The sequence below is a fragment of the Streptomyces sp. NPDC056144 genome (genome assembly GCF_042264145.1).
Classification (GTDB): Bacteria; Actinomycetota; Actinomycetes; order Streptomycetales; family Streptomycetaceae; genus Streptomyces.
Map to the genome: position 1 here is coordinate 169173 of NZ_JBHJVF010000005.1, position 19639 is coordinate 188811.

Genomic DNA, 19639 nt, shown 5'->3' on the forward strand with positions numbered 1-19639 from the left:
TCCGGGGGCGCCTTGTCCAATCCATTGTCCAAGGAACGGGACGGGCCCTGGACGCGTCCGCGCACGCGAAGGGGGCGGGCACCGGATCCGGCGCCCGCCCCCTCCTTCGTGCGGTGTTACGGGGTGACGGCGCCGATCAGGACGCTGCCGGTGCCCGCGACGGTGCCGCGCGCGTTGACCAGCTGGACCTCACCGAAGAACTGGCGTCCCTCGGGGGCCGCGCCGGCGACGACGACCTCGGCCGAGAACGGGGCCGAGGCGCCGTTGGCCAGCGGGACCGCCGCCGCGCTGCCCACCTGGACGGTGCCGAGCGAGGCGGAGACGTAACGGTCCTTGTAGTCGTACGTGGTGCCGCCCGCGGCGACGACCGAGTAGCCGTCGATGGTGACCGTGTACGTACCAGCCGCCGGCTTCACGAGGGAGACGGACTCCTCCGAGTCGCCGTCCGCCGACTGGCCGACCTGCTTGCCGTTCAGCGTGACCGTGAGGTCGAGGTCGGCGGCCTTGTCGGAGGTGTTGCCGATGGCGATGTCGAGGCGCTCGACGCCCTCGCCGATGGTGACGGTCTTCGTCTGCTTCTCGTGGTGCTGGATGGTCGGCGTCTCGGCCTTCTGCGAGCCGAGCGAGCCGCCCTTCAGCTTGCCCTCGATGCCGGCGAAGCGGTTCGTGACCGTCCACTGGACCGGGGCGGGGGTGCCGATCTTCGCCTCGGCGAGGTTCTGCACGGCGGGGTCGAAGTCGACGCCGAGGGCGGCGACGTTCAGGGTGTACGGGTTGTCCAGGTCCGGCGACGTGCGACGGGCCTCGACCTCGACCTCCCAGACGCCGGGCGTCGGGTTCGGGTAGGACCGCAGGTCCGGGCGGCAGGTGTTCGCCGGGTTGTAGTGCGGGTAGCAGCCCGTGGTGGCGGTCGGGTCGACCGGGACGCCGTACGGGTGGATCGCGATGAAGCGGGTCTGGCTCTTCTCCTTCAGCCCGCCGATGGCGACCTCGAGGGTCTTGGCGCCCTCGGGCACGGTGACGAAGTACGACTTGGTGCTGTTGCGCTGCACCGAGCCGGAGGCGGAGAAGCCGTAGCCCGGGGCGACCAGGTCGCTCGCGACGACGACGGTGTTGAGGATCTGCTTGTCTACGCCCTCGGTGTCCTCGTCGTCGGCCTCCAGGATGACGCTGTGGGCGCCGGCCGTGGTGGGACGGGCCTGGAGCTTGACGGTGACCGGCGTGTTCAGCGGCAGGTCGATCTCGTCGTCGCCGAGGAGACGGAAGGTGCCGTCGTTGTTCTTCAGCTCCAGCTCGTGCTCGATCGGACCGGCCGGGCCGCTCGTGCGCGTGATGGTGACGTCGTAGACCTTCTTCTGGCCGACCTTGAGGTCGCCCTCGCGGTCGTACACACCGGTGCCGGTGCGCGGGGCCGGGAAGATCTTGGTGTCGACCGGGGCCTGCACCTTGTAGTCGTGGGCGGTCGCGCCGTCCTTGATCGACTCCCAGGCCTCGACGATGTCGATGCGGCCGGCGCCCTGCTCGTGGGCGGCGACACCGGGGATGCGCTTCGCGGTGGAGGTCAGCGCGGTCCGCAGGGTCAGCGGGGAGAGGGCGATGCCCTTCTGCTTCGCGGCCGACAGCAGCAGCGCGCTCGCGCCCGCCGCCTGCGGCGAGGACATCGAGGTGCCGTTGAGCATGCCGTAACCGGCGGGCAGCGTGTAACCGGACTCGGCCACGCCCGCGCCGGGCAGCCAGGTCGGGATGGTGTTCACGGCGGAGCCGGGCGCGGTGACCGTCGGCGTGAAGCCGCCGTCCTCACGCGGGCCGCGCGAGGAGAACGGGAACATGGCGTACTTCTTCTCGACGGCCGAGCCGTAGTTGGCGGCCCAGGTCGCCTGGGAGACGGCCGCGCCGACCGAGAGGACCTTGTCGGCCAGGCCGGGGTCGCCGATGGTGTTGATGCCGGGGCCCGAGTTGCCGGCCGAGATGACCAGCTGGACACCGTAGGTGTCGATCAGGCGGGTGTAGAGCCGGGCGCGGACGTTGTCGCCGTCGTTCTGCTGCGGCAGGCCGCCGATCGACATGTTGACGATGTCGACGCCGCGGTTGACGACGAGGTCCGTCATGCCCTCGGTGAGGGCGGTGTTGGTGCAGCCGCCGGTCCAGGTGCACGCGCGCGAGGAGACGATCTTCGCGCCGGGAGCGGCGCCGTTCGCCCGGCCGCCGAAGAGGCTGTTGGCGGCGGTGATGCCGGCGACGTGCGTGCCGTGGGAGGACTCGACGAGGCCGATGTTGACGAAGTCGCGCTTCTGGCCGACCCAGGGACCGCCGTACGGGTCCATGGGGACGTCCTTGCGGATCTCCACGACGAACGGGGTCTTCTCGACGACCTCGGTGGCCGGGTTGTCGGTGCCGAAGTAGCCGACCCCGAACCCGTCCTTGTACGGCTTCAGCGGCGCGTTGTCCGTGAAGTCGTTGTTCTGGTCGGTGTCCACGCGGACGGTGCCGGCGGCCGGGTCGTACAGCAGGCCGAAGACGTCGGTCGTGTCGCCGTCGCGGTTGATGTCACCGGCCGGGTCGCCGCCCGCGGTGACGGACTCGGCGAAGCGGCTGAACTGGAAGGAGCCCTCGGGGGCCTTCCAGCTCTGCGAGGCGCCGGTGAAGACCGGGCCCGCGACCGGGGCGTTCTGCACGCGCCAGGTGGCGTCGCTCTCGGTGATCGGGTCCGTCGCCGTCACCCAGTCGACGATCTTCCGCTCGCCCGTCGTCGTCTTCTGCAGGGCCGGGTGGCCCAGGTCGACGCCGGAGTCCAGGATGCCGATGGTCACGCCGCGGCCGTCGGCCTTCGGGTGGTCCTCGACGAACTCGACCGCGCCCGTCTCGTGCGACGGGTTGTACGGGTTCTTCGCCGGGGTCTTCGCGCTCGGCGCCGGGTACGTCGTGGTGACGGTGGTCCCCTCGACGGCACCCTTCGCCGTGTCGGCGGCCGGCGTCGGGTCGTCCAGGGCGATCTCGGCCTGGAGGTCGACCGCCTGGACGGAGGAGAGCTTCACGGCGGCCGCGATGGCGGCCTCGGCCTTGGCGGTCGGCAGGGTCGCGCGGACGTAGCCGAGCGCGTCCTGCTGCTTGCCGACGGAGGCGCCGGGGACCGCGTCGAGCTGGCCCGCGACCTGTTCGGTCGCACCGGGGGCGGTGGCGACGAGGATCGTGACGGTGCGCTCGCCGCTCGCCTCGGCCTCGCTCAGGCGCTGGGCGTCGGTCGGGCCGAGCTTGTCGGCCGGGTCCGCGGTCTTGACCGGGGGAGTGGTGGCCGGGGCCTCGGTGGCGAGCACGGGAGCGGCACCGGTCGCGACGAGCGCGGCGACGAGCCCGGCGGCGGCGGCGATGCGCGCCGCGCGCCTGTGCCCTGCCGTCGAGCCTCCGGGTATGGAGCTCCGAGTTTCGGGGGCGGTCATTTATATCCCTGTGGGTGAAAGGACAGAGTCCGGTAATAGGTGCCGGATGACCGCTCAGCCTTTCGTAAGTGACCGGGTTTTGTGGAGGGTTACCCGGGTCTGGGTTGGCGTCGCGGCGCAAACCCGCCAGCGTCGCCGATACGCCACAGAGGACGAAACCTCCCCAAGGGGGGTGAGTCGGCGGTTCCACGCGCGGGCGGAATGGGACGGGGAGCCGACGGGGTTACGCGGACGAGTGCCGCCCCACCACGTCCCCGCCCACCACGTCCCCGCCCACCACGTCCCCGCCCCGCGACGAGCAGAGGATCACCGTGCCGCCCGCCCAGGCTCCCGAAACCGCATCCGCGAACGCGACCGCGACCGAATCCGCACCCGCCACCACCCCCTCGTCCGCGCCGACCCCCGTACGGGCCCGACCGCCCGCCCGGCCCCGCCCCCGGGTCCTGCTCCTCGGCACCGCCACCTCCGTCCTCGCGCTGACCCTCCTGGTCGCCCTCGGGACCCTGCTGCACCAGCCCCTCCTGATACCGCCCCTCGCGGCGAGCATGGCGCTCGTGGCCGGCGCCCCCGACCTGCCGCTCTCCCAGCCGCGATCGGTGGTCGGCGGCCAACTGCTCTCCGCGCTCACCGGGTTCGCCGTCCTCGCGGTCGCCGGACCCGGCCTCTGGGGCGCCGCCGTCGCCGGCGGTCTCGCCCTCGGCGTGATGATGTGCGCCCGCACGCCGCACTCGCCCGCCGCCGCCACGGCCGTGATCGTCGCGCTCCAGGGCCCGCCCTTCTGGCTCTTCCTCGGCCTGTTGGCGCTGGCCGCCCTCCTCCTCGTCGCCGTCGGTCTCGTCGGCGCCCGCGCCACGGGCCGGGCCTATCCCACGTACTGGTACTAACCTCGGCGCATGAAAACGGAGTTGCGGGTGGCGTCCTACGCCGTGTGCGTCCGTGAGGGCGAGATCCTTCTCGCCCGCTGGGTACCGAGTGACGGCAACAAGCGGTGGACCCTGCCGGGTGGCGGCATGGACCACGGCGAGGAGCCCGTCGACACCGTCGTCCGCGAGGTCGAGGAGGAGACCGGGTACGTCACCGAGCCCACCGCTCTCCTCGGCATCGACTCCATCCGGCGAGGCTGGCTGCGCCGGCTCGGCGCGCCCGGGGACTGGCAGGGCCTGCGGATCATCTACGAGGCCCGCGTCACCGGCGGCGCCCTCCGCCCGGAGACCGGCGGCTCCACGGACCTCGCCGCCTGGCACCCTCTCGACAGCGTCCCCGACCTGCCCCGCGTCTCGCTCGTCGACATCGGCATCGATCTCTGGCGCAACCGGCCCGCGGTGGGCCGCTCCGCGCTCACCGACCCGTCCGGCAGCTGACACGTCCGCCAAACGGCTGAAAGACGCCCAACCCCCGCAACCCCGCTCAACCGTCCCGCCGACCCCGTGGTCCTCCCTTGCGACCGCCGCGCACACCGCACGGCAGCGTTTCAGGGGAGCCCGCATGTCAGCCGCACGCACGACCCGCAGCGCACGCACGACCCGCACCGTACGTACGACGCGCACGCTCGTCGCCGCCACGCTCGTGGCCGGCCTCGCCGCCACCGCGCTCGCCGCGCCCGCCCTCGCGGCGCCGACGGGCGGGCGGGACCACGCCGCCACCCAGCGGGCCCTCCAGGCGGCGGCCGACGCCGGAGTCCCCGGTGCCGTCGCCCAGGCCCGTGACGGGAACGACCGCTGGACCGGCACGGCGGGCGCGCGCAAGGGGAACGACCGCTACCGCGTCGGCTCCATCACCAAGACCTTCGTCGCCACCGTCCTCCTCCAGCTCCAGGCCGAGGGCCGCCTCGACCTCGACGACCCGGTCGAGAAGTGGCTCCCCGGAGTCGTCCGGGGCAACGGCCACGACGGCCGCAAGATCACCGTCCGCCAGCTGCTCAACCACACCAGCGGCGTCTACAGCGTCACCTCCGACCCCGCCTTCCAGGAGAAGGTGTTCGGCCCCGGCTTCCTGGAGCACCGCTACGACCGCTGGACCCCCCGGCAGCTCGTCGGCATAGCGATGACCCACGCCCCCGACTTCGCCCCCGGCACGGGCTGGAACTACTCCAACACCAACTACGTCCTGGCCGGCATGGTGATCGAGGCGGTGACCGGCCGCCCGTACGGCAAGGCGGTCGAGAACCGCGTCATCAAGCCGTTGAAGCTCCGCGCCACCAGCGTCCCCGGCACCGACGTCTCCATGCCGAGGCCGAGCTCCCCCGCCTACTCCAAGCTCACCGCCGACGACCCGGCCGCCCCCGTCCACGACGTCAGCCGGCTGAGCCCGACCATCGCCTCCGCGGCCGGCGAGATGATCTCGGACTCCCGCGACCTCCAGACCTTCTACCGCGCCCTGCTCACGGGCCGGCTCCTCCCGAAGGCCGAACTGAAGGAGATGACCGACACGATCCCGCTCTCCGACGACCGCCCCGACCTGGGGTACGGACTCGGGCTCATGAAGCAGAAGCTGAGCTGCGGCACGGAGGTCTGGGGCCACGGCGGCGGCATTCACGGCTCCTCCTCCGAGGCCGTGACCACCAAGGACGGCCGCCACTCCCTCGCCCTGAACCTCAACGCGGACTGGACGGGCGACACCCAGGCCGTCCTGGAGGCCGAGTTCTGCGGCTGACCTCCGCCCCGCTCCGCCCGGATCACCGGGGCAGGACGACGACGTACGCCGACGGCATCCGGTCCGGCGCCGCCATCAGGGCCGTACGGACCACCGTGGCCTGCTGGTCGAGGGCCTCGCGCAGCTTGCGCGGGGTCAGGTGGACGACCGTGATGCCGAGCCGCTCCAGGTGCTCGCGCTTGCGGGTGTACTCCGACCACAGCGCGTCGTCGTCCTGCCGGGGCGCCCGGGTGTCCAGCTCGACGGCGACCGCCTGGTCCGGCCAGTAGGCGTCCACGCCGCCCAGGTGCGGGCCGCCCGGCAGGCGCAGGTCCACGTTCCACAGCGGGTCCGGGAGTCCGAACTCGCGCACCATCTCGTACAGCCGGTCCTCGGAGAGCGAGCGGCCCTCCACGAGCAGCGTGTCCACCGCGTCCACCACGTGGGGCCGGGTGAGCAGTCGCGCCCGGCTCAACTCCCGCACGATCACGGCCGGTTCGCAGTGGCCGCCGCGGACCGCCTCGGTGAGCAGCCGGCGTACGGTCTCCGCGTCCGAGAGGCCCGAGACGGCGTCGGCGACGGCGCGGGCGACCGGGGCGACCGGCAGTCCCGTCAGCTCCACGGGCTCCGGGCTCTCGGGGGCCCGGACCACCCGCACCCAGCCGGTCGAGCGGAGCCGCCGGGTGCGCGGGACGAGGACGTCGATCCGGTCGAGGGCGGTGAGCGGCGGCGCGGAGGTGAAGCGGTGCAGGGTCAGGGCGGCGAGTCCGGTGATCATCGCGTCGGGGCCCTGGACGGGGAGGGCTCCGGCCCTGCGGGCGTACAGGAGGGCGGCGCCGAGCCGGTCCTCGCTGGTGGGCGGGCCGGGCTGGAGGAGGAAGACGCCGGGCAGGAGCTGCTGCCAGCCGCCGGGGCGGCAGCGCGCGGCGACCTCGCCGGCGGGGATGCCCTGGGCCCTCAACTGGTCGGTGGAGGCGATGCGTTGGGGCCGGCCGGTGCGGGAGGCGAGGGGGAGGGGGCGGGGGGTGATGGGGGTGTTGTGGTTCATGCCGGGGGTCTTCCGCGCCCGGAGGCGGCCCTAACCCCTGTTACACGCTCGTCGACATTCCGGGACAACACCGCCCTAAAGTACGCGCGTTCGACTGCCGATGAGGGGTCGCCCCGGAAGGCGGTGAAGCTCTCCGCAGAGGTCTCCGCAGACGTCCCCGCAGAGGTCTCCGCAGAGCCCGACGGGGGCCGCGCGCCCGAAGCGCACGACCCCCGCCGGGAGGGAACAGTCCTATGCCGCCAGGCGGTCGCAGGCCTGGCCGCGCAGCACGCGCGCCAGGTCGTCCCGCGACTCCAGGACCAGGCGCCGCAGCGCCGGAGGCGCCGAGGCGTGCTCCGTCAGCCAGGCGTCCGTGGCCGCGAGCGTCTCCTCGTTGTCCTGGAGGCCCGGGTACAGGCCCCGCACGACGTCGATGCCGATCTGGATCGACCGCTCGTCCCACAGCCGCTCGATCGCCGCGAAGTACTTCTCCGTGTACGGGGCGATCAGCTCGCGCTGCGAGGGCTGCACGAAGCCGGCGATGACGGCCTCCACCAGAGCGTTCGACAGCGTGTCCGACTCGACGACCTGCGCCCAGGCCTGCGCCTTGACCTCGGCCGAGGGCCGCGAGGCGAGCAGCCGGATCTGGTGGCGCTTGCCCGTCGCCGTGTCGTCGCGGGCCAGCTCCTCGCCGATCCGGCCCTCGTCCGCCCGGCCGTGCGAGGCCAGCGGCGAGAGCAGGGCCCAGCGCAGCTCCTGGTCGACGTCGAGGCCGTCGACCTTCGCCGTACCGTCGAGGAGCCCCTCCAGGAGCTGGAAGTCGGCCTCGGAGGCGGCCGTCGCGGCGAAGAACCGCGCCCAGGTCAGCTGGTGCTCGCTGCCCGGCTCCGCGAGCCGCAGCTCGCGCAGGCCGCCCTCGGCGAGCAGTCGCCCGCCCTCCTCGCGCCACTCGGGGGCCGCGTAGAGCGTGACGGCGGACTTCGTCCAGGCGTGCACCATCTGGAGGACGCCGATGTCGGTCTCGCGGCCCGCGAAGGCGAGCGCGACGGCGACGAAGTCCCGGGCGGGCATGAGCCCGTCACGGGTCAGGTTCCACAGCGCCGACCAGCACAGGGCGCGGGCCAGCGGGTCCGTGACGGAGCCGAGGTGCGCGCGCAGCGTCGCGAGCGAGTTCTCGTCGAAGCGGACCTTGCAGTAGGTGAGGTCGTCGTCGTTGACGAGGACCAGGTCGGGCCTCTCCTCGCCGGCGAGCTCCCCGACGACCGTCCGGGCGCCGGTGATGTCGGTCTCCACGCGCGCGTACCGGACGAGCTCGCCGTCCGCCGACAGCCGGTAGAGGCCGACGGCCGCCCGGTGCGGACGCAGCTCGTCGCCCTCCTGGACGACGGCGAGCTCGGTGATCCGGCCCTCCGCGTCGTAGGTGACGGCCGGGGTCAGCGTGTTGACGCCGGAGGTCTGGAGCCAGGACTTCGCCCAGGCCTTCATGTCGCGGCCCGAGGTCTCCTCCAGGATCGTGAGGAGGTCGTTCAGGCGGGTGTTCCCGTACGCGTGGCGCTTGAAGTAGCGGCGCGCGCCCTCCAGGAACGCGTCCCGGCCCGCGTACGCCACGAGCTGCTTGAGCACCGAGGCGCCCTTGGCGTACGTGATGCCGTCGAAGTTGAGCTTGGCGTCCTCCAGGTCACGGATGTCGGCCGTGATCGGGTGCGTGGACGGCAGCTGGTCGGCGCGGTACGCCCAGGCCTTGCGGCTGTTGGCGAAGGTGACCCAGCTGTTGGTGAAGCGGGTCGCCTCCACGTTCGCGAAGGAGCCCATGAAGTCCGCGAAGGACTCCTTCAGCCACAGGTCGTCCCACCACACCATGGTGACCAGGTCGCCGAACCACATGTGCGCCATCTCGTGGTTGATGACGTTGGCCCGGCTCTCGTACGCCGCCTGGGTGACCTTGCCCCGGTAGATGTACTCCTCGCGGAAGGTCACCATGCCCGGGTTCTCCATCGCGCCGAGGTTGTACTCGGGGACGAAGGCCTGGTCGTACTTCCCGAAGGGGTACGGGTAGTCGAAGTTGTCGTGGAAGAAGTCGAAGCCCTGCTTGGTGATCAGGAAGATGTCGTCCGCGTCGAAGTACTTCGCGAGCGACTTGCGGCACATCGCGCCGAGCGGGATCGTCAGGTCGCCGCGGCTGTAGCTGTCGGTCACGTAGTGGTACGGGCCCGCCACGACGCACGTGATGTACGTGGAGATCGGCGCCGTCTCCGCGAACCGCCACACCCCCTCGGCGTCCCGCTCGCCCGCGCCGTTCGACCAGACCGTCCACGCCTCGGGCGCGGTCACCGCGAAGCGGTACGGGGCCTTGAGGTCGGGCTGCTCGAAGTTGGCGTACACCCGGCGGGCGTCGGCCGGCTCGTACTGCGTGTAGAGGTAGACCTCGCCGTCCTCCGGGTCGACGAAGCGGTGCATGCCCTCGCCGGTACGGCTGTAGGCGCACTGCGCGTCCACCACGAGGACGTTCTCGTCGGCGAGACCGTCGATCGCGATCCGCGCGCCGTCGAAGACGACCGCCGGGTCGAGCGGGCGGCCGTTGAGCGTCACCGCGTTCACCGAGGGGGCGATGAGGTCGACGAAGGTCGCGTCGCCGGAACCGGTACGGCGGAAGCGGATCGTCGTCACCGAACGGAAGGTGCGCACCGCCTCCGTCGAGTCGCCGACGGCCGAGCGGAGGTCGAGTTCGACCTCGTACCCGTCGACGGACAGCAGCTCGGCCCGCTCCCGGGCCTCGTCGCGGGACAGATTCTCACCAGGCACGGTCACTCCTTCGTGGCACGTTCGAAACAGCACCGATCCTCCCATGTGTTGCTGACACCCGGGACACGGGAATGCCGCCGGGTGGGGGTGGTGTTGCTGTCCGAAGCGCACCCACCGACCTTGAAGACGTTCCGAGGAGTGACATGTCCGAGACGAGGACGACCGCCGACTTCTACTTCGACCCGCTGTGCCCCTGGGCCTGGATGACCTCACGCTGGATGCTGGAGGTCGAGCAGGTGCGTCCGGTCGACGTCCGGTGGAAGGTCATGAGCCTGGCCGTGCTCAACGAAGACAAGATCGACGAGCTCCCGGAGCAGTACCGCGAGCTCCTGGAGACCAAGGCCTGGGGCCCGGTCCGCGTCGTCGTCGCGGCCCAGCAGCTGCACGGCGACGAGGTCGTCGGCAAGCTCTACACGGCGCTCGGCACCCGCTTCCACAACAACGGCGAGGAGGTCGGCCGCGAGGCGATCGCCGGGGCCCTCAAGGACGCCGGTCTGCCCGAGGACCTGATCGACTACGCCGACAAGGACACCTACGACACCGAGCTGCGCGCCTCCCACGCGGAGGGCATCAACAAGGTCGGCCAGGACGTCGGCACCCCGGTCATCGCGGTGCCCGGCCCGGACGGCGACGAGGTCGCCTTCTTCGGCCCGGTCGTCACCCCGACCCCGCGCGGCGAGGCGGCGGCCCGGCTGTGGGACGGCACGCTGCTCGTGGCGTCGACGCCCGGCTTCTACGAGATCAAGCGCACCCGCACGGCGGCTCCCAGCTTCGAGTAGTCCACGGCTTCGAGTAGTCCGCACAGCAGACGGCCCCCGCGATTCACGTCATCGCGGGGGCCGTCCTCTTGTCCGCCTGCAACGTGAAGGTTGAGAAGACGATCACGAGCAGGAGCGTGGGGTCAGAAGGAGATCAGCGGCACGGAGGCCTTGGCGGCCGCGTACCGCTTGCTCACGTCCTGCCAGTTGACGACCGCCCACATCGCCTCGATGAAGTCGACCTTCTGGTTCTTGTACTGGAGGTAGAAGGCGTGCTCCCAGGCGTCGAAGACCAGGACCGGCACGGAGCCCACGCCGACGTTGCCCTGGTGGTCGTAGACCTGCTCGACGATCAGCCGGCCGCTGACCGGCTCGTACGCGAGGACGCCCCAGCCGGAGCCCTGGGTGGTCGCGGAGGCCTTGGTCAGCTGGGCCTTGAACTTCGCGAAGGAGCCGAAGGACTCGGTGATCGCGTCCGCGAGGTCGCCGACGCCGTCGGCGGCCAGCGGCTCGCCGCCGCCCCCGTCCTTCGGGCTGTTCATGTTGTTCCAGTAGATGGAGTGCAGGATGTGGCCGGAGAGGTGGAACGCGAGGTTCTTCTCCAGGCCGTTGATCGCGCCCCACTGGTCCTTGTCGCGCGCCTCTTCCAGCTGCTCCAGGGTGTCGTTCGCACCCTTCACGTACGCGGCGTGGTGCTTGTCGTGGTGCAGCTCGATGATCTCCGGGTTGATCACCGGCTCCAGCGCCGCGTAGTCGTACGGCAGCTCCGGAAGTGTGTAGATCGCCATTGCCCTGCCCACCCCTTCGACGTCTTATTGCAAGTTGTTCGCAAGTGCAGGCTAGCAGCAGTTGCGTGATGGGGTGATCAAGAAACCCCCGGACCGAGAACGGTCCGGGGGTTCGTGAGGGACGGTGCCGGGTCAGACGGTCCGGTCGCCCGCCGCCGCCTTCTGGCGGACGTAGCCGACCGCCGCGAGCAGCAGCGTCAGGCCGCCCGTGAAGTACAGCTGCACCCGCGTGCCCTCCTCGCGGGCCATCAGGACGAAGATCGCCGCCATGCCGGCGAGCGCCACCCAGGTCAGGAACGGGAAGGCCCACATCTTCACGACCAGCTTCTCGGGCGACTCGCGCTCGGTGCGGCGGCGCAGGGCGAGCTGGGAGGCGGCGATGAAGAACCAGACGACGAGGATGATCGCGCCGATGGTGTTGAGCAGCCAGATGAACGCCTTGTCGGGGGACCAGTAGCTCAGCAGGACGCAGCCGAAGCCGAAGACGGAGGAGACGAGCACGGCCGGGCGCGGGACCCCGCCGGAGAGCCGTCCGAGCGCCTTCGGGCCCTGGCCGCGGGCGACGAGCGAACCGGCCATGCGGGAGGCGCCGTAGATGTTGGCGTTCATCGCCGAGAGCAGCGCGGCGAGCACGACCACGTTCATGATCTGGCCGGCGGCCGGGATGTCCAGGTAGTCGAGGGTGGCGACGTACGGGCCCTTCTCGACGATCGCCTTGTCGTCCCACGGGACGAGGGTGACGACGACCGCCATCGAGCCGACGTAGAAGAGCGCGATGCGCCACATCGCCGTACGGACGGCCTTGGCGACACCCTGCACCGGGTGCTCCGACTCGGCCGCGGCGATGGTGACCGTCTCCAGGCCGCCGTACGCGAAGACGGAGGCGAGCAGGCCGACGATCAGGCCCTCGGAACCGTGCGGGAAGAAGCCGCCGTCACCGGTGAGGTTCGTGGTGCCGGGGGCGTCCGTGCCGGGCAGGACGCCGGCGATGGCGAGCACGCCGATGCCGAGGAAGAGGACGATCGCGCCGACCTTGAGCGCGGCGAACCAGAACTCGAACTCGCCGAAGTTCTTCACGGCCGCCAGGTTGGTGACGGTGAAGACCAGCATGAAGAGCGCGACCCAGGCCCACTCGGGGCTGCCGGGGAACCAGCCGGTCATGATCTTCGCCGCGCCGATGCCCTCCAGGCCGACGGCGACGCAGAGCAGGAACCAGAAGGCCCAGCCCGAGGTGAACCCGGCCCAGGAGCCGAAGGCGCGCTCGGCGTGGACGGAGAACGAGCCCGAGGCCGGGTTCGCCGCCGACATCTCGCCGAGCATGCGCATCACGAGCATGACGAGGACGCCGGAGAGGGCGTAGGCGATCACGATCGAGGGTCCGGCGGCGGCGATGCCGGCGCCGGAGCCGACGAAGAGTCCGGCGCCGATGACGCCGCCGAGGGCGATCATCGAGAGGTGGCGCTGCTTGAGGCCGTGCGAGAGGCCCTCTGCGGGCGCGTTCGCACCGGTCGCGCCGTCCTCGCGGTCGGCCGGCGCGGGCGCGGTGGTCCGGGACATGGGCGGGCTCTGTTCACTAGGTGAGACGGGGAGAGCCCACAGTCTGAGCCGGTGCACCGCTCAGAGGGAACACGCGTCCGCTATACGGTCACGACTTTCACACAAAGTGAAGAGTCATGCTCGCTTCGTGCGCAGCTCCCGCACCCACGCCACCAGGAGTACGGCCCCGGTGGCCGCCGACGACCACAGCAGCTGCGGCCGCGCCCCGTCGTCGAACAGCATCAGCAGGAACACCGCCGCCATCGCCGCGAGCGCCACCCAGGTCAGCCACGGGAAGCCCCACATCCGCAGCGTCAGCGTCTCGGGCGCCTCCCGCTCGATCCGCCGCCGCAGCCGCAGCTCCGAGACCGCGATGAGGGCCCAGACGAAGAGCAGCACCGCGCCGACCGCGTTGAGCATGTAGAGGAAGACGGAGTCCGGCCACTTCAGATTGAGGAGGACGGAGACGAAGCCGAAGGCCACCGAGGCGAGCACCGCCCGGCGCGGCACACCGCCGCCGGACACCTTGAGCAGCCCCTTCGGCGCCTCCCCGCGCTCGGCGAGCGAGAACACCATCCGCGACGAGCCGTACAGGTTCGCGTTGAGCGCCGAGAGCAGCGCCACGAAGACGACCACGTTCATGATCTGCCCGGCCCCCGGCACCCCGATCGCGTCGAGCACGGCCACGTACGGGGACTCGCCCGGCTTGATCGACGTCCACGGCAGCAGCGTCACGATGACCAGCATCGAGCCCACGTAGAAGAGCAGGATCCGCCAGACCGCGCTGCGCACGGCGCGCGCCACGTTCCGCGCCGGGTCGGCCGACTCGGCCGCCGCGATCGTGACGACCTCCAGGCCCCCGAAGGCGAAGACGACGGCGAGGACGCCGGAGACGACCCCTTCCCAGCCGTTCGGCAGGAAGCCGCCCTGGCCGGTCAGGTTGGCCATCCCCACCGGGTCGGTGTCGGGCAGCCAGCCGACGATCGCGAGGACGCCGAGCACCAGGAAGAGGACGATCGCGCCGACCTTCAGGGCGGCGAACCAGAACTCGAACTCGCCGAAGTTCTTCACCGCCGCCAGGTTGGCGAAGGTGAAGACGACCATGAAGATCAGCACCCAGCCCCACTGCGGGACCCCCGGCGCCCAGCCGTTCGCGATCTGCGCCGCGCCCGTCGCCTCCACGGCGAGGACGACGACGAGCAGGAACCAGTACAGCCAGCCCACCGAGAAGCCCGCCCAGCGGCCGAGCGCCCGCTCGGCGTGGACCGAGAACGCGCCGGAGGCGGGCATCGCCGCCGACATCTCGCCGAGCATCCGCATGACCAGCATCGCGAGCGCGCCCGCGATCAGGTAGGAGACGACGATGCCGGGCCCGGCGACGGCGATGCCGGCGCCCGAGCCGACGAAGAGACCGGCACCGATCACCCCGCCGAGCCCCAGCATCGTCAGGTGACGCTGCTTCAGGCCGTGCGAGAGGGGCTCGGGTTCGGACAGGGGCTCGGGTTCGGACAGGGGGTCGCGCATGTGGGGGGCTCGTGCTCTCTGGCGGTTTATGGAGACTCCACAGTCTCTCCGCTGGCCCGCTTCTGGCGCAAAAAGGACGTCTCGTGGCGAGTTCCCAGTGACCAGGGTCACGTGGCGCCCGGCATGAACTCCGCTCTTTGTCGGAAGTCCATGAACCCCTCGGCTCCGGCTTTGTCGGCGGCAGACGGTGATCGGTCGTTCACCCCTGGCATACCGTCAACCTGTCCCACCCACCCTCACCCTCGCGGAGTACCGATGAGCACCGCAGTCGCCCCCGCCCGCACCCTCCGTGCCGGCACCGTCCTCGCCGACCTGATCCCGGCGAGCCGCGCCCGCGACATCGCCCTGGTCGTCGGCGGCGCCGCCCTCACCGGCCTCGCCGCGCAGATCTCCGTCCCGGTCCCCGGCTCCCCGGTCCCCGTCTCCGGCCAGACCTTCGCCGCCCTGCTCGTCGGCACCGCCCTCGGCGCCCGCCGCGGCTTCCTCGCCCTCGCGCTCTACGCCGTCGCGGGCATGGCCGGCATGCCGTGGTTCGCCCAGGGCACCTCCGGGTACGGGATGCCCTCCTTCGGCTACATCCTCGGCATGCTCCTCGCCTCGACCGTCGTCGGCGCCCTCGCCCGCCGCGGCGCGGACCGCTCGGTGCTCCGCACGGCCGGCGCGATGGCGCTCGGCTCCGCGATCATCTACGCGGTCGGCGTGCCCTACCTGGCGCTCGCGACCGGCATGAGCTTCGGCGCGGCCGTCGCCGCCGGCCTCACCCCGTTCCTCATCGGCGATGCCCTCAAGGCCGCGCTCGCCATGGGCGCCCTCCCGGCCGCCTGGAAGCTCGTCCGCCGCAAGGGCTGAGCCCCGCGCCCGTACGCGAAGGGCCCGCCGCTCCGGAAGGAACGGCGGGCCCTTTCACGTACCGGCGAGGAGGCCTACACGCGGTCGGCGGCCTTCGCCACCTTCTGCCGGACCAGCGCGATGGCGATCACCAGCGCGGCCACCAGCAGCGACAGCACGACCTGCTCGCGGGCGCTGCCGCCCTCGTACAGCATGTAGCCGAGGACGAAGGTGATCATGGCGATCGTCGCCCAGGTCAGGTACGGGAACAGCCACATCTTCACGACGAGCTTCTCCGGGGACTCGCGGAGGATGATCCCGCGCATCTTCAGCTGGGTCACGCAGATGACCAGCCAGACGAAGAGCGCGACCGCGCCGGAGGAGTTCAGGAGGAAGGCGAAGACGGTGTCGGGCCACTTGTAGTTGAAGAAGACCGCGACGAAGCCGAAGACGACCGAGCCGAGGATCGCCGCCGTCGGCACGCCCCGCTTGTTGACCTTGGCGAACGCCTTGGGCGCGTCGCCGCGCTGCCCGAGCGAGAAGGCCATGCGGGAGGCGGTGTAGAGGCCCGAGTTCAGGCAGGACAGGACGGCGGTCAGGACGATCACGTTCATGACCTGGCCGGCGTGCGGGATGCCGATGGAGTCGAGGGCGGCGACGTACGAGCCCTTCTCGACGATCGACGGGTCGTTCCAGGGCAGCAGCGTCAGGACGACGAAGATCGAGCCCAGGTAGAAGACGCCGATGCGCCAGATCACGCTGTTGGTGGCCTTGGTGACGGCCCGCTGCGGGTCCTCGGACTCGCCGGCGGCGAGCGTGACGATCTCGCTGCCCATGAAGGAGAAGACGACCATCAGCACACCGGTGAGGACCGCGCCCGCGCCCATCGGGAAGAAGCCCCCGGTGTCGGTGAGGTGCGCGAACCCGGCGCCCGGGTTGTCCGAGCCGGGCAGCACGCCGAAGACGGCGAGCAGGCCGACGACGACGAAGGCGCCGATGGCGACGACCTTGATCCCGGCGAACCAGAACTCGAACTCGCCGTACGAGGCGACGGAGCCGAGGTTGGTGGCGGTGAGGACCACCATCACGATGAGCGCCCAGCCCCACTGCGGCACGGCCGGGATCCAGCTCTCCAGGATCTTGGCGCCCGCGGTGGCCTCGACGGCGAGGACGACGACCCAGAAGAACCAGTACAGCCAGCCGATGCTGAATCCGGCCCAGCGCCCGAGCGCCTGGTCGGCGTAGGCGGAGAAGGAGCCGGAGGACGGGCGGGCGGCGGCCATCTCGCCGAGCATCCGCATCACGAAGACGACCATGGCGCCGACGAGTGCGTACGAGAGGAGGATCGCGGGTCCCGCGGCGGCGATGCCGGTGCCGGAGCCGACGAAGAGCCCGGCGCCGATGACACCGCCGATGGCGATCATCGAGAGGTGGCGGTTCTTGAGTCCGGCCTTGAGGCCGTCGGGGGAGCCAGGGGTACCGGGGGTGCCGGTCTTCCCGTCGTCCGTCGTCAGGGTCGGTTGCGTGTTCATCAACGCTTCCTCGGTGTGGGGGAGGGTGCTCGAAACGCGAGCCCGAGCATTGAACACCGAGGTCAGGCGTGATCGGAAGACCTCATTCCGGATTGTTGTGAGTTCCACGTAAAGACGACGGCGACCCCGCTGACCGTCGCGGCGGCCCCGCCGTGCCACACTCGGTCCCATGCGCGTCTACATCGGTTCCGACCACGCCGGATACGAACTCAAGAACCACCTCGTCGAGTGGCTCACCGCCCACGGCCACGAGCCCGTCGACTGCGGTCCGCACATCTACGACGCCCTCGACGACTACCCGCCGTTCTGCCTCCGCGCCGCCGAGAAGACGGCCGCGGACCCGGAGAGCCTCGGCATCGTCATCGGCGGCTCCGGCAACGGCGAGCAGATCGCCGCGAACAAGGTCAAGGGCGTCCGTGCCGCCCTCGCCTGGAGCGAGCAGACCGCCGCCCTCGGCCGCGAGCACAACAACGCCAACGTGATCTCCGTCGGCGGCCGCATGCACACCCAGGAAGAGGCGACCAAGTTCGTCGAGATCTTCCTGAGCACCCCGTACTCGGGTGACGAGCGCCACACCCGCCGCATCGAGATGCTCTCCCGCTACGAGACGACCGGCGAGCTCCCCCCGATCCCGGCCCACCACCCCGAGGGCCCGACCGCCTGATGCCCGAAGGGCACACCATCCACCGGCTGGCCGCCGACCACCGCGAGCGGTTCGGCGGCCGGCCCGTGCGCGTCTCCAGCCCCCAGGGCAAGTTCGCCGCCTCGGCGGCGCTGCTCGACGGGGCGACCCTGGAGACCGCCGAGGCCCACGGCAAGCACCTCTTCCTCGGCTTCCCCGGCGAGGACTGGATCCACATCCACCTCGGCCTCTTCGGCAAGGTGAACTTCGGGGACGCCCCCGCGCCCCCGCCCACCGACACGGTCCGCCTCCGCCTCGCGAACCCCGAGGGGTACGTCGACCTCCGCGGCCCCACCACGTGCGCGCTCGTCACGGACGCCGAGAAGCGGGCGATACACGACCGCCTCGGCCCCGACCCGCTCCGGGCCGACGACGACCCCGCCCCCGCCTGGCGCCGGATCTCCCGCAGCCGGACGACGATCGCCGCCCTCCTCATGGACCAGAAGGTCGTCGCGGGCGTCGGCAACGTCTACCGCGCCGAGGTCCTCTTCCGGCACGGCATCGACCCCTACCGCGCGGGCAAGGACCTCACGGCGGGGGAGTGGGACGCCCTCTGGACCGACCTCGGGGAGCTCATGCGCGAGGGCGTCCGCCTCAACCGCATCGACACCGTCCGCCCCGAGCACACCCCCGAGGCGATGGGCCGCCCGCCGCGCGTCGACGACCACGGCGGCGAGGTGTACGTCTACCGCCGGGCGAACCTCCCCTGCCACATCTGCGGCAGCGAGATCCGCACGGCGGACCTGGCCGCCCGCAACCTCTTCTGGTGCCCGGGCTGCCAGACCCGCTGAGACGGCCCGCTCAGAAGCCGTGCGGCAGCCACGGCGCCACCGGCGACCCGAAGGCCACCGACGCCTCCACGAGCGCCCCCTCGCGCAGCTCCCGCACCCGCCCGGCCGAGGCCAGCGAGGTCAGCGGGATCCCGCCCAGATAGGCCGCGCCCAACTCCCGTACGGACAGCTCCAGATCCGCCGCGTCCGAGGTCCGGACGCAGGTCGCCCCCTTCGCGTCGCCCGTCAGGCGCCAACGCCCCTCGTTCCACGGACAGAACGCGTCCGCGACCTCGAACACCACGTCCACCGGGGCCTGGTACGTCCGGGCCTCCAGCGCCGCGCCCACCTCCACCAGCCGCACGTGCAGCGCGTCCCGCAGCGTCGGCTCGCACCGCCGCACGTCGCTCACCAGGTGCTGCCAGCCCTCGTCGACCGGACGCCCGTACATCCGTACCCGCGCGGTCAGGTCCACCGAGCAGAGGTACCGCCACAGCGCCGCCTCCGCCACCGGGTCGAGCCCCATCAGCTGGTGCAGCTGGACCGAGCCGTCGGCCCCCGCGAAGCTCCAGTCCGGCTTCACCGCGTAGTGCGCGAAGCCCACGAGCTCACCGTCCCGCTCCGCGAGCACACAGAGCTTCGGCGAGGCGCCCTCGCGATGCTGTTCCGGGTCGAGCAGCGGCTGCCGCTCCCACCCGGGCAGCCGCGCGATCATCCCCGGCCGCGCCGGCACGAGCTTCGCGTACAGCTCCTCGCAGACCGCGGAGGACTCCGTCGGGTCCGCCAGCCGCAGCGAGACCCCGTCCGTGCCCTCGGGCACCGAGAGCCGCACCCGGGTCGTGTCGATCGTCGCCCGCGCCGAGTACGCGGCGATGCCGTACCCGAACCGCCCGTAGATCTCCGGCTCCGAGGCCGTCAGCACCGCGAGCGGCTCCCCGGCGGCCCGCAGGTCGTCCAGCTGCCGCCGCATCATCGAGGTCAGGATCCCGCGCCGCCGGTGCGTCCCGGCCACGCTCACCATCGTCACCCCGCCGGCCCGCACCGACGCCCCGCCCGGCACCGTCACCCGGAACGAGAACGCCCCCGCCGTCCCCACGCACAGATCGCCGTCCCACACCGCGAGGAACCGGCCGAACTCGGTGAGATCGCGCCACAGCTCCTTCTCCTCCGGAGCCTCCGGCACTCCGCCGAACGCCAGCTCCAGCACCGCGAACCAGCGGTCCCACTCAGTCGGGTCCAGAACCCGCAGCTCAGTCGTCATATGCCATCGATATCAGCGGCGCGCGCCCGAGGCGACCCGATTTCACGCACATTGTCACCGGGG

Annotated in this window: 15 protein-coding genes; 7 read left to right on the forward strand and 8 right to left on the reverse strand. The window is 71.5% G+C overall.

All coding sequences use genetic code 11. From position 1 onward, the window contains the following. Positions 1-116: 116 nt before the first annotated feature. Positions 117-3437 (reverse strand): S8 family serine peptidase, encoded by a 3321-nt coding sequence (locus tag ACFC0Z_RS17470; RefSeq protein WP_376438253.1) that lies wholly within the window; start codon positions 3435-3437, stop codon positions 117-119. A gap of 311 nt (positions 3438-3748) precedes the next feature. On the opposite strand from ACFC0Z_RS17470, the gene ACFC0Z_RS17475 reads away from it, so the two are divergent. From ACFC0Z_RS17475 to ACFC0Z_RS17485, 3 genes are all read left to right on the forward strand, one after another. Further along, the gene (locus tag ACFC0Z_RS17475; protein WP_376438254.1) at positions 3749-4321 is read left to right on the forward strand and encodes an HPP family protein; all 573 of its coding nucleotides are present in this window, start codon (positions 3749-3751) and stop codon (positions 4319-4321) included. Between the two features lie 9 nt (positions 4322-4330). Then, positions 4331-4798, forward strand: a complete 468-nt coding sequence (locus ACFC0Z_RS17480; RefSeq protein ID WP_376438256.1) for an NUDIX hydrolase — start codon at positions 4331-4333, stop codon at positions 4796-4798. 124 nt (positions 4799-4922) lie between these two features. Then, the gene (locus ACFC0Z_RS17485) at positions 4923-6089 is read left to right on the forward strand and encodes a serine hydrolase domain-containing protein (RefSeq protein ID WP_376438259.1); all 1167 of its coding nucleotides are present in this window, start codon (positions 4923-4925) and stop codon (positions 6087-6089) included. A gap of 22 nt (positions 6090-6111) precedes the next feature. On the opposite strand, the gene ACFC0Z_RS17490 is transcribed toward ACFC0Z_RS17485, so the two are convergent. Both ACFC0Z_RS17490 and pepN read right to left on the reverse strand, forming a co-directional pair. Further along, positions 6112-7116: a hypothetical protein gene (locus tag ACFC0Z_RS17490; RefSeq protein ID WP_376438262.1), complete on the reverse strand. Its 1005-nt coding sequence runs from the start codon at positions 7114-7116 to the stop codon at positions 6112-6114. A 231-nt stretch (positions 7117-7347) separates the two neighbouring features. Further along, positions 7348-9897, reverse strand: coding sequence for an aminopeptidase N (gene pepN / locus ACFC0Z_RS17495; RefSeq protein WP_376438265.1), 2550 nt, complete (start codon positions 9895-9897; stop codon positions 7348-7350). A 143-nt stretch (positions 9898-10040) separates the two neighbouring features. Here pepN and ACFC0Z_RS17500 point away from each other — a divergent pair, with 143 nt between their 5' ends. Continuing rightward, positions 10041-10676 carry a DsbA family protein gene (locus tag ACFC0Z_RS17500; RefSeq protein WP_376438268.1) on the forward strand — a complete coding sequence of 212 codons (636 nt, stop codon included), beginning with the start codon at positions 10041-10043 and terminating at the stop codon, positions 10674-10676. A 122-nt stretch (positions 10677-10798) separates the two neighbouring features. Here ACFC0Z_RS17500 and ACFC0Z_RS17505 read toward each other — a convergent pair whose 3' ends face one another. The 3 genes from ACFC0Z_RS17505 to ACFC0Z_RS17515 form a co-directional block, all read right to left on the reverse strand. Continuing rightward, complete coding sequence (locus tag ACFC0Z_RS17505; protein WP_376438271.1) at positions 10799-11443, reverse strand: superoxide dismutase; 645 nt, start codon at positions 11441-11443, stop codon at positions 10799-10801. Positions 11444-11575: 132 nt separating this feature from the next. Further along, positions 11576-13000 (reverse strand): amino acid permease, encoded by a 1425-nt coding sequence (locus tag ACFC0Z_RS17510; protein WP_376438273.1) that lies wholly within the window; start codon positions 12998-13000, stop codon positions 11576-11578. Between the two features lie 114 nt (positions 13001-13114). Then, the gene (locus ACFC0Z_RS17515) at positions 13115-14503 is read right to left on the reverse strand and encodes an amino acid permease (RefSeq protein ID WP_376438276.1); all 1389 of its coding nucleotides are present in this window, start codon (positions 14501-14503) and stop codon (positions 13115-13117) included. A 255-nt stretch (positions 14504-14758) separates the two neighbouring features. Here ACFC0Z_RS17515 and ACFC0Z_RS17520 point away from each other — a divergent pair, with 255 nt between their 5' ends. Further along, a complete protein-coding gene (locus ACFC0Z_RS17520) occupies positions 14759-15352 on the forward strand; it encodes a biotin transporter BioY (RefSeq protein WP_376438279.1) in 594 nt (197 codons plus the stop codon). 74 nt (positions 15353-15426) lie between these two features. Here ACFC0Z_RS17520 and ACFC0Z_RS17525 read toward each other — a convergent pair whose 3' ends face one another. Beyond that, positions 15427-16863 carry an amino acid permease gene (locus ACFC0Z_RS17525; RefSeq protein ID WP_376438282.1) on the reverse strand — a complete coding sequence of 479 codons (1437 nt, stop codon included), beginning with the start codon at positions 16861-16863 and terminating at the stop codon, positions 15427-15429. A 169-nt stretch (positions 16864-17032) separates the two neighbouring features. Here ACFC0Z_RS17525 and ACFC0Z_RS17530 point away from each other — a divergent pair, with 169 nt between their 5' ends. Then, the gene (locus ACFC0Z_RS17530) at positions 17033-17527 is read left to right on the forward strand and encodes a ribose-5-phosphate isomerase (protein WP_376438285.1); all 495 of its coding nucleotides are present in this window, start codon (positions 17033-17035) and stop codon (positions 17525-17527) included. Next, positions 17527-18336, forward strand: coding sequence for an Fpg/Nei family DNA glycosylase (locus ACFC0Z_RS17535; protein ID WP_376438288.1), 810 nt, complete (start codon positions 17527-17529; stop codon positions 18334-18336). Before ACFC0Z_RS17530 ends, ACFC0Z_RS17535 begins: the two co-directional genes overlap by 1 nt. A gap of 10 nt (positions 18337-18346) precedes the next feature. Here ACFC0Z_RS17535 and ACFC0Z_RS17540 read toward each other — a convergent pair whose 3' ends face one another. After that, positions 18347-19576 carry a GNAT family N-acetyltransferase gene (locus tag ACFC0Z_RS17540; RefSeq protein ID WP_376438290.1) on the reverse strand — a complete coding sequence of 410 codons (1230 nt, stop codon included), beginning with the start codon at positions 19574-19576 and terminating at the stop codon, positions 18347-18349. Between the last annotated feature and the right edge of the window lie 63 nt (positions 19577-19639).

Excerpts from the sequence above, each read along its gene's own strand:
- ACFC0Z_RS17470 (WP_376438253.1), bottom strand. The coding sequence starts at position 3,437 with ATGACCGCCCCCGAAACTCGGAGCTCCATACCCGGAGGCTCGACGGCA.
- ACFC0Z_RS17480 (WP_376438256.1), top strand. The coding sequence starts at position 4,331 with ATGAAAACGGAGTTGCGGGTGGCGTCCTACGCCGTGTGCGTCCGTGAG.
- ACFC0Z_RS17485 (WP_376438259.1), top strand. The coding sequence starts at position 4,923 with ATGTCAGCCGCACGCACGACCCGCAGCGCACGCACGACCCGCACCGTA.
- ACFC0Z_RS17490 (WP_376438262.1), bottom strand. The coding sequence starts at position 7,116 with ATGAACCACAACACCCCCATCACCCCCCGCCCCCTCCCCCTCGCCTCC.
- ACFC0Z_RS17500 (WP_376438268.1), top strand. The coding sequence starts at position 10,041 with ATGTCCGAGACGAGGACGACCGCCGACTTCTACTTCGACCCGCTGTGC.
- ACFC0Z_RS17505 (WP_376438271.1), bottom strand. The coding sequence starts at position 11,443 with ATGGCGATCTACACACTTCCGGAGCTGCCGTACGACTACGCGGCGCTG.
- ACFC0Z_RS17510 (WP_376438273.1), bottom strand. The coding sequence starts at position 13,000 with ATGTCCCGGACCACCGCGCCCGCGCCGGCCGACCGCGAGGACGGCGCG.
- ACFC0Z_RS17515 (WP_376438276.1), bottom strand. The coding sequence starts at position 14,503 with ATGCGCGACCCCCTGTCCGAACCCGAGCCCCTGTCCGAACCCGAGCCC.
- ACFC0Z_RS17520 (WP_376438279.1), top strand. The coding sequence starts at position 14,759 with ATGAGCACCGCAGTCGCCCCCGCCCGCACCCTCCGTGCCGGCACCGTC.
- ACFC0Z_RS17525 (WP_376438282.1), bottom strand. The coding sequence starts at position 16,863 with ATGAACACGCAACCGACCCTGACGACGGACGACGGGAAGACCGGCACC.
- ACFC0Z_RS17530 (WP_376438285.1), top strand. The coding sequence starts at position 17,033 with ATGCGCGTCTACATCGGTTCCGACCACGCCGGATACGAACTCAAGAAC.
- ACFC0Z_RS17535 (WP_376438288.1), top strand. The coding sequence starts at position 17,527 with ATGCCCGAAGGGCACACCATCCACCGGCTGGCCGCCGACCACCGCGAG.
- ACFC0Z_RS17540 (WP_376438290.1), bottom strand. The coding sequence starts at position 19,576 with ATGACGACTGAGCTGCGGGTTCTGGACCCGACTGAGTGGGACCGCTGG.